The following is a 14163-nucleotide window of genomic DNA, read 5'->3' as shown; positions in this document are numbered from 1 at the left end:
GGTTATGCCGCCCTGGTCTTGTCGACTAGCTCCCTGACCACCACAGCAACAGCTCCTGACGCTGTGTCCCCTCCCGCCCTTGCGACTACGTCTGGACGATTCGCAACTTCTTCGATGTACTCCTTTGCCGATCCATTTGGGAAGCGATCCGCAAGCATCTTCAGAGCCCTTGAATAGTCAAACTGCTGGGTGAGGCGCTTGAGAAGATCGTTATCCTCCCTTGTTGTAGATAGCGCCCAAAGCTCCTCTGGAGCTCTTGTATTCTTGAGGACTTGGCTACTCCATCCATCTTTCGTTTCATATAGAAAGAGGAAGCTAGACCCCCCGGCTCGCGGACCGTGCACCTTCCCGTCCAGCAAAGCCGCTTTTTGAGACGCGCCGAGCTTAAACCTGCGTGCAAGCTCTTCAACATCACCCGGGCTGCTGCTGCCCACAATGAATATGCTACTTGCGAGGCGCACCATAATGTCATCAAAGTCCGATATATCCTGGGAGATGAGCGCGACCTGCACGTTATGCTTTCTACCTTCCCGCTTGTCGACAACCACCTGGTCTCGCACGGTGGAGATACGGCCCGTCCGATGGAACTCGTCATAGACCAGTCTTTTTACGTCGTTGTGGATGTCTTCGATACGTTCCGCCTGGTAACCCCTGTATGCGCTGTCAAAGGTCCCGAGCATTTCTAAATGGAGGTAGAAGTCTTGAGCTGCGACAAATCGAGCGGTCATATACATAACCGCTGTCTGACGTTTTGCAGGCCCATCCCCAAATGGCGCGACATCCTGAAGATCCATTGCAACGATTCTCGCCTTTCGGATGTTCAGCACCGTTGGCTTTGCGAAGATTGGGTATGCGCCAATGGCGGCTCCGATCAGGCGACCGAACGCCACGGTTAGCTTTTCACCCGACTCTGCCTGTATCCCACCGTACGTTGCCTTAATCGTCTCATTCGAGTTCATAGCGGCAACAGCATCGTTCATTACAGGCACGGCGTATCGCTGCGCACGGTTGGCAATATCTATCTTGTTACGCTTGAAGAATTCATCCCGGATTTCCCACCACGACGTATCCTCGTCGTGTGAAATGCCTAGCTCAGCCACCGCCTTATCAATCGAAGGGTCTGTGCCCTCCGTATAGCGCTTGGCGTAATTCTGGTCAGCGAACTGGTTGTATAGTTCGTCAACGGTCATGGCAGCAAGCTCAGCCATATTTTCATACGGCGTGTCTCTTCCAACAGGAGTCCCAAGAGTGGTCAGCAAGTTGACCAAGAACGACCTGTGCATCGACGTTGGCACCCTTTGCCCCAGCTGCAAGTCAAACGGGTTGATCGCCTCCGAGATGCTATTAACCATGCGATGCTCTAGCACAAGGTCTCTCTGGTTCTCTGGAAGCATGTGCTTAATAAGGTTGATCATTCCTTTTGACGAGTGACCAATGTCCAGGATAACCAGGCGAGGCAGCCTTTCCATTCCCGCCTTGCCAAGAATGGCTAGGTTTATTGCATTGGAAAGCACACTTTTACCCATGCCTGGTGGCGCGAACACCAGCTCGTTCCAGCGAGTCTGCTTGCTACTGCCAGGCTCCCATGGCCAAACGACTCCATCCTCGGTCCTGAAGAGAATGCTACCGGCCTTCCAGTCAGACGCTGGCCTATCGATTGGCAGCATTGCAACAGCCTCCGACAGCGGAGGGTAGCCCCTGGTGGTTGGCGGGAATGGGTGCATACCTGGCGCACTTTTCAACATCGTTTCTGCTGGATCTGAGGCATCCGCGCGAATATCGCCTTGGCCCCATGCCTGAACCGCTTGTGCCAATGCCGCCGCTCGGCCTTGAAGCTCATCGGTTGTTTTTGCCCATGTAACGAAGGTCACTCTCAGTGTCGCAAATGGTTTTCCCAGCGACATTTGATCTTTCATTTTCTTAATCGTGTCGCGGATTGCGGCGTTCCTCGCGCTGGCAAAGGCTGAGAATGTGGCCAGCGTCTGCTTGAGGGCTAGAACTCCACCGTCATTCATAGAGCCAACGTGGAAGCTAACCCGATAGGGCACGTGCTCCGGGATTGAGCTGAAAAGCGCAGCAAACTGCATTGGGCTTTGCGGGAACAACTCCATTGTCATGGGTGCGTACTGCAGGTCACCGATCTGGCAATAACCTCTACCATCCTCATTCTTGACAATGGGCCGGGGAGCCACTTGGTCCCCAATTTTCGGGTACGCCACGTCGGAGGCATCACTAACACCCTTCCCCTTCTCCCTTTTTTTCTGCGTGACAGGGGTTTCTCTCGGGGTGATTTTGCCCCCTGGTAGAAGCGGGCGCCAATCTTGCGACGTATGATCTGGGTCGATGCTGTATCGAAGCTCCTTTACAGCCAAATCCACCGGTATTTTATCGGCCTTGATCTTTGAGCTTGTCAGCGCCTGGATCACATTATCTACATACGAATCATGCTTTGCTCTCAGTGCTTCGATAAACACAAAGGGGTCGATGGCATCTGGCGCATTCACTGCGGCCTTTGCTCTTGCCTGTTTAGCCTCGGCGCCGGCCTTCTTTATTATCTCAGACGATACGGCTGCGGGATGGGTCCATAGAACGAAATACGTTCTCTCGTCCACACACCACCGCGACAACTGCTTCACGGTGCTTTCGTGCAGAACCGTAGCGTCCATATTTAGCCTTTTATGCGTTTCCTTGCTGGGCCGGATGGCCTCGGCGATGGCCCGAGGCGTGTGCGCGGGGTCCCGCTGGAACACCGCCTGTAAGCTGTGGCCAGGCGCCTTAAGCCGCGACGCAAGCGCGTTAACCAACTTCGCGTGTGCTTGCTTGTATTCTTCATCTCCGGGAATGGCAGTCATCCCCCTAACATCGATAAATGTTACGAGGCTACTGTCGATCGCGACAAATGTAGTCGGCCCGCAAACGCTCTCGAGTGCGCACATATCTCTGGCATTTGCTTTTACGATCTGACTAACAACCTTCAGTGCACCGTCAACGAATCCCATCTTCTTACTCCAGCTTAAAGTCGTCTGCGCCGTCTTGTACTTTTCCAATTATCTGCATGACCTGTTGCTTTCTTTCTGCTTCGGTTTGCATCTCGTTACTACGGTCAAGCTCCATCGCAACCGCCGGGTAGGCGGTTCCTGAGGCCGCACGTATCTGAGCAACATGCACAGAGTTGGTGGAATTTATTTTGCCAGCGGGCGCCACCTTATCCGGCACATTGGACATGGGGCTCTTTACGCCCTTGTGCTGATATATAAGCCCAGAGGCGACAGCGGCATACGTCAGGTCGTCCATTTGCGATTCGTTGCCGGCAACGCCTATCGAGCCGACGCCAACATCTGTAATGACCCATCCGTGATCCTGTAGCTGGACAGCAGTGGCCAGCATCCAATGCCTCACCGCCCACATCAGCCACCACCTGACGATCGTGTTGTTTGCACCCGGCGACAACCCTGTCCAAATGGCATCAATATGAGCTCCGACCACGACATCCGCACTAATAGTGCAACTGGCGATCTTGCCAAGCTGCGGGATTGCGATGGCGTCATCGTCGGCCCATAGCAGCCCTGCCTCACTTCTTTTGGCTTCCTCGATTTCGATTCCACACATTGAAGCGATCCAGGCCGCGGCCGACGCGGGAACCCAAACTGTCTGCCCCGACGCAAGCTCTGGGATAGTTTTTGCAATAATATCTGGCACGGTGCTGCCAATGGCACGGATTGCCACAACCGTTGCAAATGACTCTATCTCAGCAAGAGACTCAAGGTCGGAAACGCTGGCCCTCGTTGTCTGCCATTTGCCGAGTGGAAGTACCAAATTGCTGATCGCATCAGCAACATCAGACCACGGCGTAATTAGCCTCGCCCGATTCATTCCAGGGGTTCTGGCGAAGGTTTGCACTGGTAGCGATCTATCCGCTTCCTGTCTCGCCTTCCTAATCGGCTTGCTATACTTCTGATCTATTACTATTGCTGGGGCGATGGTTTCCGTAAGCGTTTTCCCAGGCACCGAAAAGTCATACACCTTTTGCGCCAGCCTAAGGGAGCGAGAGAGAATCTGGCTAAGAACTTGCGCAGCCTTCGGCCCGACAGGCTCTATCCCAGCGAGCCTTGCTACTCGATCTATTTCTCCGGATATAAACTCCGTTGGCCGGAGAGCGTCGCCAGCGCCTTGGACGCCGTGAAGAATGCTATCTATAACATTTGTAATAAGAACGGAGTCCATTCCCTTTTTGGAGAGCCCGGCAATGCCTTCTCTTTCCGGTGGCCGCCCCTCAACAGACAGCCACCCATCTCCCGGTTCTACCGGGTTATCGAAAAGCCATACGCTGGTTATGAACTCTGACGTATCGCCGGCCCAGTACATCACTTGGCCCGTCTGGCGGATTCGTAAAGAGCATTCCATACGTCATCGGTAATTGCGTTCCACTCCGACGACTTCCAGTATGCCACCAGCTCGGAGAATGCTTTTTCCGCAGGCAAGAATCGAACGGAGAGCATAAACTGCTTACGCTGGTCGTATAGCTCTTGGGGAATACCTCTTAGCGCCATCGCCATCTTTGCGGGGTAGCTGGCACCATCGAACATAACCTCTTCGAGGTCGTAGTGCTTCGCGTACAGCTGCGCCAGGATTCCATCCGCCGCGACCCCGCGTTTATCGCCTTGGGATTTCGCCATCCAACATGCGACCACCAAATGATTTAGCTGAGCCTGACTTAGCTCGGGGCACCAAATAAGTCGCCCCTTGCCTTCTCCGCGATCTATAGACTCAGCAACAAAGCAAAATGGGCAGAGGATTGTGTGCCGCCCGTTTAGGTCAACCGCCTCTTGGTACTTTAGCGACGTTAACCCGCAACAGGCGCACACCCCCTTTGCCGACGCGAGCGCGCTCTGCCGGTCTTTACCCGACAGGCGCTTGCTCGGCGATCGTGGCGCTCCAATCATGGTGCTCATTAGAACCCGTCAATACCCTGCGAGCTGCCGCGCGTGGTGCCACCGTCAAATACGGTGTCTTCTCCGGTCTCGATAAAGGACGGCAGACTGATAAGAAATACCGCGCCCAACAAGAACAGAGCAGCCTTGGCAATAAGGGGGCCCTTCTCTTCGCGCTCGTTCCCCATCTTCACCATATTCATGACAGACAAGAAAGCGAACACCGCTCCTACCAGGTAGGACAGCGCCGTGATAGCCAGGACGCCTGCGGGGCCAATATCTGCAAGATTTCGCAGGATATCTGCTGCCGAAGCTGCCTGAGCACTAGCTGGTACCGAAATGGCTAACACGGCGAAGATAGCCGCCTTAATCAACGTAAATACACTTTGCTTTTTCATATCCCTTCTCCTGACGTTTAACCTGAGTAACCGATGAATTTGAATAAATCGAACCCGAAGACCGCTATTGCATCGTTGACGGCATCGATCCTGTACGCGAGCACCCCTGCGATCAGGAAAGATAGTACTTTGCCGCCGGTAACCTGCAGTCCGGGACTGGGCGAACCCATTCTGTAGAACAACCATAAACCGTAAAGAACGGCCATGATGCCTACAGTTCTGACATACGTGATAACCGCGTATGCCATCTTCGTATTCCCCATCATGCTTCCCGTCGTCTGAGCGTAGGAAAACGGATGGGTATCGAAGATTGTTTCCGATGCCACATCAAGTGTGGTCGGGAAATACAGCATAAAAACGCCTGCAAGCCATGCGATGATGACTTGGGCGGGCGTTACAGGAGCCGATGCCCCTCGTGCCCCACCGCCCAGGGACGGCAGTTTCATAACCGCCCATACAATGGCCCAAATACCCATCGGCACAGACAGCACAAATGTCAGCATTCTTAACGCATCGAACGTCGCGATAAGCTCTGCGATATTTACCGTCTGGCCACTCATTCAATACAGACTCTCTGGCCGCCAACGAACCTCACACCACAGGCGTCATCCCGGATCTCTAAGACCTCTCCAAAGCCTGGAATATTATCGCCAGCTTGGATGGTCCTGGTAACAACGTCTTCTCCAACGACCACCCATGCTTTGCCATTGATTAAGCCAATAATCCGCATTCTGGCGGAGCCATCAGAAACTGGGGCAGGTGACTGGCCTGCTGGCCGCTGTGCGGGCGAGGGGCTTTCGAGTGCGCTGACCCGGCGAGACAAGCCATCTAGGCCATCGCGAAGATCCTCTCTTTCCTCTGCGGCTCTATCGAGCTTGGTGTTAATCGCGACCATGTCTTCCCGAACAGCAGAGAATTGGGCTCTTAGCCATTCCGTCGCTCCGCCGAGCCCACTATCAACAGTTTCTACAGCCGATGCGCTTTGGGCAGGAGCATCTCCTGCGACAGAACGTTTGATGGATACATCTTCACCGGCGGGCTCAACCACTACTTTCTGAGGATTGAACTGCACGCGGGGGTCTCCCATTCTTTCGTAGAAACTGCTTGAAAATGCTCCGCCTGGCGGGATTACCGTATCGTCAGTGGTGGCAACATCTTGACGCTGCAGAGCAGGCTTGGATGGAGTTGGAGCCTCATCCACAGGAGCAACTGGTGCAAAGAGATCGTTTTCTACAGGTGCGCGACTTGGCGGTGGCTCAGCAGCAGTCTGAGCAGGCGTAGATTGCGGTGCTGGCGCGGACTCGAGCGCGGGCAGCACGGCGGATTCTTGCGCTGGAACAAACTGCGCGGAATTTGTTGCGTTTCTTGATGGCTGCCCGCCCATTAGCTGCTGGTATTTAATGAAAACACCAAACCCCACCGCCACCAAAATGATGGGCGCTGCAATCAGGGCTATCTTCGTCGTGCTAAGGGTGCCGCGGCTGGGGGATGCCGAGTGCTCATCGACTCCAAATGCAAGATCTTCATCTTCGTCTTGCTCCGGCTGGCCTGCTGGAGGAGCGTCACTCCCAGAAGCCTCAGGCGTCGGCGATGGATCTTCCTCCTCGAAGGAAATGACCTCCGGCACAACCTCTTGCGAGCTGTCCGCCTCAAGAGTCGGGACCTCTGGCTCAGGCGTCTCATCTATAGGCCAAGACATCTCCTCTGCCGGATCTGAAGTACCACCGGACGGCGTGTCGACAGGGGGCTGAGGTGTCTGGTCGATGGGCTGGGCGTCAAACGCATCGAACGAGTCCATAAACCCATCATCTTCATCTGGGCCGCCACTCGCCTCATGAGAATCCGTCTCCTGCGCGTCAAAGCTGTCAAATACGTCATCCGGATTCTGCTCTACCTCGCTCGCCACGCCCTCGCCACCGCGAAGAGGATGAACTTCCTCGGGGTACAACAACGGCTCTGTATCGAGCGTCTGCAGGTCCCCGGCGAGGCCCTCCAGTTCGTGCTCGAAGAAATCGTCGTCATTAAAATCATCTTTTCCATTCGTCATGATTTTACCTTCTAGCCGGCAGCCACGGAGCATCGACAGGCGCCATGAACATCATGCCTACAGTAGTCCCCTGGTCGATCGTGATAGTTGGAGGGCGATCAAAATTACGCTTCAGCATCTCAATTGCCACATCGCCGGCTTCGCCGAAGATCATCATGGCAATTTCTCCGTCACTTAATTGGTCTCTACTTTTGATGACGGTGTCGCTTCCAGCTGGGACTGTCACATCGCTCTCTAGCTCTACAACTGCTTTTGCGCCCCTGGCAGCACCCGCGAGCATCAACGAACCCCAACGCTGAATTCGATGATAGTCAACATCCGTAGCCATCGCGGTTCTTGCGGTTTCCGCATCGATTGCAACGGCGCTGACGCTGGCGAAGTTTCCTTTCCAAGACATACTGTTAAACGCTACAACCAGACCATCTCTGCCAGCTGTAAAATTTCCGACGAGCACGGCACCCTTAAGAGGCCCCGAAAGAATCTCCGCCCTCACAGGGGAGGGGCTGTCTGATGTGACCGACGTCTGGATTACGGCAAATTCAATCTCGCCTGGTGTGATCTGGCTTCGGCTCACCGGCTGCTGACTTGACGGGCCCATCCCTGTTGCGACGACATTTGCCCCGCCCGTGACAGCCCCGCCTTGAGAGCCACCATCCTCCGCCAAAAATTGCGATGGGACGCTTTGTATTGCTGCAGAGGAATTAGATTTTTTCTGCAGGAGGGCCTCGAAAAAAGCTCTTTTTTGCTGGACAGCCTGGGCTCTTGCATCCGCCCGCTGTCTCTGCGCTTCAAGATCTGGTTGCGCCATTTGATCTACCGATGGCCCTTGAGCGATCGGACTTGTGGTCGTCTCAACAGAAAGGTCCAGCGAAATGGGCGCGACCACTTGCTCGCCGGTTTCCCTGGACTCTTCTTGCTGCCTGATCTGATAGTCAACGTTCAAATCGTTATAGGCGTCCGTTTCCTCACCCTCGACAACCTGGCCAGCACCAGCTCCTACGGAAGCACCGCCCTGCACTTCGCTGAGCTGACTTCTTTCATCGCCGCCAAACATCGATACGACAACAACAAAGAACAACAGGGCGAATACGCCCAAGATCACCAGGACGATTTTTTGTCGCGCAGACATAGCCTTAAGTGGGTTCATCGAGTTTCTCCCGCGGCTGCCTGCATTGACTTCTCTCGAATGTCTTGGGTAAGCGATAGCTGTACATGAACGGGCTGACCGGTGCTCTCATCGATGAGCAAAACGACCGCACGGGCCTGCTCCGCGACATACACAGCATATCCGCTGTGCCCCGCCAGCTTGGTTGTTGGTCTCGGAGACATCAGCCTTAGCGGTGACCGGATAATCAACTTACCTTTGTACCAAAAGGCATCCGTTTTGCTGTTGCCGGTCAGCATAATGCGCTGAGCATCGCGCACTGCGACGCCATCAAGGAACTGCGTCAATACCGCCTCCGGCAGGCCGGGGGCCTCAGACTGGATCCTTGACTGAACCATTCTTGCGATATCTGTCTCTGGGTTCATGATTGGCATGATTGCCGTGACGTCATAATCGACGGCCGAGGCATCGTGCAGCATGGTGAAGGCCAGGGGACGCGGATACCCTTTGAGGTGTACTCGTAGATTGCTTAGCTGATAGGCCGCTGTTGGCCGTATCGTAACCGACGATTCTGCAGTGACCTTGACCATATAGTTGTCAGGACGCCCGGTTCCAGCCTCAACTACCGGCCAGGCATTGCCGGTGACATCGACGAAATTAATCGTCGTATCAAACCCAGGCTGCACCTGAATGACAGGCGGAAGGGCTCCTGGCCCCGTATTTAATTTAACGCTTCGCACCTCTGGGGCCGGCGGGCGAAGAGGCTCGTTTACCGCCCGGGATACATCATCCGAATACCGGCGATAGATCGTGATCTCCTCAGGAGGCACGGGCATCGTATCTCGTATAGCGCCCTCTGTGGTTGGCGACATCCCGCCCTCTTCCTCTGCAATGGCAGATAGCCGATCCTGCGCAGACGCGGCGCCTGCAATGGCTATAAGGCTCAGAGTACAGATAATTCTTCGAATCATTATTTGCCTCTGTCAATTTCCATGTTGAATTGGGTCACCCCGACCCCCTCATGGAGGGCTTTGGTGTTGTCTCTGACGATCAGAATTCTGGCGATACGTTCGCGACGCTGAGTGTCCGCATTGTTAGCAAGCTCATGCGTGAGCGGCACGGTCACTTCCCAAGCGTAAACCGTACCGCGGCTACCCTTTCGAGAGATGACGGGCACGCCCTTTATCACAGCCCTAGACACTCGACGCTCATTCTTCAGAAGTTCAATGGTTCCTGACGACGTCATCGCTTGAAGAAATGCCCTTTCACCCTCTGCGGTGAAGTGCCGCTGGGTACAAGCAAGTATTTGATCTCGATAATTCGCAAAATCAAACGCTAGGCACGACTGGATCGCTCGAGCAGCAAAGGCCGTGATCTGTGCATCCTGAAGAACAGGGTCCGTCTCGGCGCTAAGCTCGACGAAACGCAGATCGTTGGTAATGCCCACATACTGAGGAGCCGGCTTAAGCGCGCCCGCGCCCCATACTGCAATCCCGAGGACGCCCACAAGGACCGCCAGCACAATGACTGCAACCATTAGCGCTCTATTAACGCCCTGCAAGGTGCGGATTTCACGCTCGTTGAACAGCGCTTGATCATCACCCAACGCCTTCTTAGTCATCTAAAATATCCCGTATAATGCCCTATTGGCGTATCATACCGCAGGTTTAAGCCGAAAAGAAGCCCACTAAATTCAGCCCCGAAAGAGCCTTATAGCCCCCCTAGCCGGCCCTGATTTACTTCTTTTGCCTCCGTATATTATGTATTATAGTGGTCATGGCCTGCTGCCCTTGCAGGCCCCTTTCATAACTTGTTGCACTTTGCAGCCGGCCCACTCCCCCCCGACACGGCCGGCTTTTTTTTGACCTCTCTTCATGCTACAGTCCTTCGTATAAGACACTATATACGGGATTATCCCATGTCACCCTTAACAGCGATCCGGGCACTACCACAGGCCCGATATATCCCGCACAAACGAGCAGAGGAATGGCTTCAGATCGTCGCGCGCGAGGAGCCCGACCGGTTGCTTTGGCATATTGACCGGTTAAAAGGCTTCGGCGGTTCCGACATTGGCAGCCTCGTAGCGGCCCAGCGCACTGCGCGAACGGGTGAGCACATCCACACGTTCAAAAGCGATCGAGACATCGTCCGAGACAAGCTACTTCTCAATCACCCTCAAAGACCGGTAGGGCCAATGCTTTGGGGTACGCTGCTTGAAGATGATATTGAAGCCCTCTCCTTGCATCGCTTCGGCGCGACGGTAGACCAGGAGGCCATCGATGCCATTGAGTCTCTTGCCCCTGACGCCACGCATCCATGGGTGCGCCGCAACCTAGATTCCATTTGGCGGATTGGCAATGCGCGCATTCTTATTGACTACAAGGCTCCTGGCGAGATTGCCCACTTTTTCTCCCAAGGCGCGCCGCTCGAATATCGCTGCCAACTGCACCAATATGCCCATGAAGGCAAAAGAGCAGGCGTGAAATTTGACGCCTACGCCCTCTGCGTACTGGACACCCCGCGACGCATCCCCCGTCTAGTCAATGTTCGCCACGACCCGGGGATACTGTCCGAGGTTCTTGATGCGGGAGACTTCTACTGGGAAGAGTATGTTCTTGCCGGCAAGACACCAGCAGCGCCGGACTTTCTTGACGAGGCCGTCCTACTAGAATCATCTCCAGAACTCGACATGATGGTGGCAGAGTATGGCGCCTGGAAGGCCTTGCTGACTTTCGCCGAGCAAAGAGCGAAGACCCATAGTGAGCAAATCAAGTCGTACCTGCAGTCTCGTGGGTTTACCGATGGGCATAAAGTGAAGACCGGGCCATACAGCATTAGCGCGCGCCGAAAGGAATCCATAGATCGCCAAGGTGTTTTGTTGCTGCTGCAGTCTGCTGGGATTTCACCCACATCCTTCATGCTTGAGAGCGGTGAGTTTAATGAAAAGGCGGCCTTCGAAAAACTCGTGAGCCTGCATGCAGCCGGGGCCATACAGGCAGATCCACAGGGCATGCTACTTCAGGATGAGATTATCTCGTTGCGGCCGCCTCACCATCAATCCAAGTCTGTAGAGGCGGAGCTATACAGGGCCGTGCGAGATGTCGCGGGCGATTTGCTCATCCCATCATTCGAGGCACTTTGCGAATCACTCGCACCCACCCCGGCTGACGATGCCGATATTGTTAATGATCATGACATCGATAATCCCGAGCTTGATAGCAGGGAATCCTTAGGAGTTAGCCCATGACTGCAAACACATCATCTCTGGCACACCTCAAGAACCTCTCGAAGAGCGTTGAAGCTCAACGCAAGGGAGCCAAAAGCAACACGGGCGGCGGGGAGACCATCGCGATGGTTATCGGCGGGTTTGACCTCTCCAGCGAACCGCAATGCGCCTTTGGTACTGACTTTTTTACTGGGGCGCCGATTCGTGTATTTCTTCGCCCCGACCCGAATGCCGCCAGTCGGCGATCGCCGCGCTATGAAATGCCCAACTTTCTTTCTGGCAAAGGCACTGCGCCGGCGGTGCAGGCTGGAGGCACAATGCTCTTCAAGTCATGCCACCAGGTCAGCGAGGGCAACGGCGATCAGCCGAAGGTGTACTCCGCCTTTTGGGGGGAGGTGCTTAGTTACTTCCCTGGACAGGCACACCTGCGTTACTTGCCGACTCACGTTAAGATCCAGCCCCGCCGGCCCAGCGCCCCGGAAGAATGGCAGAGAAATGGTGTTTTCACTGTCAGCATGCTTCTGAATGGACCGGACCAGGTTATTACCATTCTTCCCGGCGATGGCAACCCCGCACAGGAACGCACAACCACCATGGACCAACTCCCTCCGCTCCTTGGTAGCTGGCTTGACCAATCGAAGATTGCTTACTACCGCTACGTTGTGCTTCGTGCCACCACTGTTACCGGTGAGCGGCTGGCGTTTGAGGCTCGGCCTTTGAAAAAGCAAGATGGCATCCGTCCGAGTGGGGAAGAAAGCGCAGAGGCATTTTTGTCCGGAGAAGTGGGTCGAAGCCTGGTGGGCGCGATGTCCGAAGGGGCGATCTCTTCTATCGAAATGATTGCAGGCATGACGATCTCCCCTGGCAAGAACTACCAGGACCGAATCATGTCCAGCGATCACATGATCAGCGCCTACTCGCAGATGTACAGCACAGACATCAATGAAGCGCAGGTTCCAGTTTATGTCCCCACATTGGTTGCGATTCGCCAAGCAGAGAACAAGGCAGTTTTCCTAACGTCAGTTGAAACCCCTCTGGGTGCAAAAGCGCCGCGTTACTGCCTGGAGGACATTCCAACTCCCTCTTTTGAAGGGGAGTCTCAGCCTACGCTTGCAGAAATTAAACACTCGAACCACGATGAGAAATCATCTCCCGCGGCAGCGCGGATGGAAGCTCCATCACTTTAACCAGTTTAATCGTCCGGTTCGGTAGCGGGGTCTTCCCTGGCCAACCTGAGCCGCTATCGTTACCGGGCGACCTGTAATATACAAATAAAGTTGGTAAATAATCTGCACTTAACCCCTTGTTATAAGGGATTCAGGCCGATTGTCGAAAAAATAAAGTTGGTAAATTGTAGTGAGGTCGGCCAAAAATTGGCACATTTCATACAAATAAAGTTGGTAAATTTAAATCGGTATCTTTTGAAACCCGCATTTACCCGTCTCTGGCTGCCCACTTCAGAGAAGTTACATAGGGCAAAGATCTGACCGAGCTAGCTCGTCTACGGTAGTCACCCTTTTTGAGCGTATTTTATAGGCACATCCTTGCTCGCATCTTAGGTTAGACAACCTGAGTCGCCACCAATGTACAAGACACTTTTCAGGCACACGCTATGGCGTTCAGAGGGGTATCTATGAGCAGCCGGCGTGATCCCGAGGAATTCAGGATTGAGGCGGTCCGTCAGGTGACGGATCGAGGGGATTACACTGGCGGCTGTCTACGCTGACGGTGTTTAATCAGGGCGACGGCGGCGCGATAAACTCATCTATAGGATGGCCACCAGGGCCTGTATGCATATCAACCAACGGATATGCCCCCCAAGTGCCCGCGGGAAGATTACCATAGACCTTGGCCGGTGGTTGTATCGGTTGCCGGCGCGGATCGTCCTGCATCAACAAGCTACTGGGTATCAGCGCACCTCGTCACCGACAGACGATTAGATCGGCGCCTTTGCTCGGTAAGTAGTGAAGGGCAATCAGCAATATCAACACAAGGATCAACGCCATCAGGACTGGTCTTTCTGACTGTGTCGAGATGCTGCTCCGCAATGGGCGGCGACATCGGCTATCGAGGAAATGCCGTCAGCATCGGGGCAAGAGACCACCGGTAATGGCCAGCAAAGGCACATGATGCCTGCAATCCAGAAGCACCAGCCTAAGTTAAATGATGGATTGATGCTCGTTCTTCAAGCGGGGTTGCTTTAATGAGTTGACTGCGAACCTCACAGCCAAAACACTTGGCAACCCCACCTGTTTTAACAAAAATGCCAGATAAAGACCGCATCAAAATCAAATAAGACTCTGTTTGATTCTTTTATCTCACTCTTGAACTATCACTAACGTTAAATCGCTTCATGATGTTGATACTAAATGCCACTGCATCTTCGCTAAAGCTCGTTGCCATAAACCTTAAAGCCCAACCATCATTCAGGGCATAGTCAGCTCCAAGACCTACTC

At 54.2% G+C, this 14163-nt stretch carries 11 protein-coding genes; 2 read left to right on the top strand and 9 right to left on the bottom strand.

The annotated features are described in order from the left end of the window. Window positions 1-2: 2 nt before the first annotated feature. From J1C54_RS07745 to J1C54_RS07705, 9 genes are all read right to left on the bottom strand, one after another. A complete protein-coding gene (locus tag J1C54_RS07745) occupies window positions 3-2999 on the bottom strand; it encodes a type IV secretory system conjugative DNA transfer family protein (RefSeq protein ID WP_229146221.1) in 2997 nt (998 codons plus the stop codon). 4 nt (window positions 3000-3003) lie between these two features. Then, a complete protein-coding gene (locus J1C54_RS07740; protein ID WP_229146220.1) occupies window positions 3004-4365 on the bottom strand; it encodes a hypothetical protein in 1362 nt (453 codons plus the stop codon). Beyond that, a complete protein-coding gene (locus J1C54_RS07735; RefSeq protein WP_229146219.1) occupies window positions 4365-4676 on the bottom strand; it encodes a hypothetical protein in 312 nt (103 codons plus the stop codon). Before J1C54_RS07735 ends, J1C54_RS07740 begins: the two co-directional genes overlap by 1 nt. A 275-nt stretch (window positions 4677-4951) precedes the next feature. Next, the gene (locus tag J1C54_RS07730; RefSeq protein ID WP_229146218.1) at window positions 4952-5329 is read right to left on the bottom strand and encodes a hypothetical protein; all 378 of its coding nucleotides are present in this window, start codon (window positions 5327-5329) and stop codon (window positions 4952-4954) included. Window positions 5330-5346: 17 nt separating this feature from the next. Beyond that, window positions 5347-5889, bottom strand: coding sequence for a hypothetical protein (locus J1C54_RS07725; RefSeq protein WP_229146217.1), 543 nt, complete (start codon window positions 5887-5889; stop codon window positions 5347-5349). After that, entirely contained in the window at window positions 5886-7376 is a 1491-nt protein-coding gene (locus J1C54_RS07720; RefSeq protein WP_229146216.1) for a hypothetical protein, read from the bottom strand. The genes J1C54_RS07725 and J1C54_RS07720 overlap by 4 nt, the downstream gene beginning before the upstream one ends. 4 nt (window positions 7377-7380) lie before the next feature. Next, window positions 7381-8523: a DotG/IcmE/VirB10 family protein gene (locus J1C54_RS07715; protein ID WP_229146215.1), complete on the bottom strand. Its 1143-nt coding sequence runs from the start codon at window positions 8521-8523 to the stop codon at window positions 7381-7383. Beyond that, entirely contained in the window at window positions 8520-9353 is an 834-nt protein-coding gene (locus tag J1C54_RS07710; RefSeq protein WP_229146214.1) for a DotH/IcmK family type IV secretion protein, read from the bottom strand. Before J1C54_RS07710 ends, J1C54_RS07715 begins: the two co-directional genes overlap by 4 nt. Before the next feature lie 98 nt (window positions 9354-9451). Beyond that, a complete protein-coding gene (locus tag J1C54_RS07705) occupies window positions 9452-10102 on the bottom strand; it encodes a DotI/IcmL/TraM family protein (RefSeq protein WP_229146213.1) in 651 nt (216 codons plus the stop codon). A 297-nt stretch (window positions 10103-10399) separates the two neighbouring features. Between J1C54_RS07705 and J1C54_RS07700 the strand changes: the two genes are divergently transcribed. Both J1C54_RS07700 and J1C54_RS07695 read left to right on the top strand, forming a co-directional pair. Then, window positions 10400-11728, top strand: a complete 1329-nt coding sequence (locus J1C54_RS07700) for a YqaJ viral recombinase family protein (RefSeq protein ID WP_229146212.1) — start codon at window positions 10400-10402, stop codon at window positions 11726-11728. Further along, window positions 11725-12894: a hypothetical protein gene (locus J1C54_RS07695; RefSeq protein ID WP_229146211.1), complete on the top strand. Its 1170-nt coding sequence runs from the start codon at window positions 11725-11727 to the stop codon at window positions 12892-12894. The genes J1C54_RS07700 and J1C54_RS07695 overlap by 4 nt, the downstream gene beginning before the upstream one ends. The last annotated feature ends 1269 nt before the right edge of the window (window positions 12895-14163 follow it).

The sequence above is a fragment of the Alcanivorax sp. 1008 genome (genome assembly GCF_020667895.1).
Lineage (GTDB): Bacteria > Pseudomonadota > Gammaproteobacteria > Pseudomonadales > Alcanivoracaceae > PGZG01.
Note: the sequence above shows the minus strand (reverse complement) of the source record. Positions and strands in the feature narration are given on the sequence as shown.

What these genes read in the sequence shown, in the direction of transcription:
- J1C54_RS07745 (WP_229146221.1), bottom strand. Translation starts at nt 2,999, where the DNA reads ATGGGATTCGTTGACGGTGCACTGAAGGTTGTTAGTCAGATCGTAAAA.
- J1C54_RS07740 (WP_229146220.1), bottom strand. Translation starts at nt 4,365, where the DNA reads ATGTACTGGGCCGGCGATACGTCAGAGTTCATAACCAGCGTATGGCTT.
- J1C54_RS07735 (WP_229146219.1), bottom strand. Translation starts at nt 4,676, where the DNA reads ATGGCGAAATCCCAAGGCGATAAACGCGGGGTCGCGGCGGATGGAATC.
- J1C54_RS07730 (WP_229146218.1), bottom strand. Translation starts at nt 5,329, where the DNA reads ATGAAAAAGCAAAGTGTATTTACGTTGATTAAGGCGGCTATCTTCGCC.
- J1C54_RS07725 (WP_229146217.1), bottom strand. Translation starts at nt 5,889, where the DNA reads ATGAGTGGCCAGACGGTAAATATCGCAGAGCTTATCGCGACGTTCGAT.
- J1C54_RS07720 (WP_229146216.1), bottom strand. Translation starts at nt 7,376, where the DNA reads ATGACGAATGGAAAAGATGATTTTAATGACGACGATTTCTTCGAGCAC.
- J1C54_RS07715 (WP_229146215.1), bottom strand. Translation starts at nt 8,523, where the DNA reads ATGAACCCACTTAAGGCTATGTCTGCGCGACAAAAAATCGTCCTGGTG.
- J1C54_RS07710 (WP_229146214.1), bottom strand. Translation starts at nt 9,353, where the DNA reads ATGTCGCCAACCACAGAGGGCGCTATACGAGATACGATGCCCGTGCCT.
- J1C54_RS07705 (WP_229146213.1), bottom strand. Translation starts at nt 10,102, where the DNA reads ATGACTAAGAAGGCGTTGGGTGATGATCAAGCGCTGTTCAACGAGCGT.
- J1C54_RS07700 (WP_229146212.1), top strand. Translation starts at nt 10,400, where the DNA reads ATGTCACCCTTAACAGCGATCCGGGCACTACCACAGGCCCGATATATC.
- J1C54_RS07695 (WP_229146211.1), top strand. Translation starts at nt 11,725, where the DNA reads ATGACTGCAAACACATCATCTCTGGCACACCTCAAGAACCTCTCGAAG.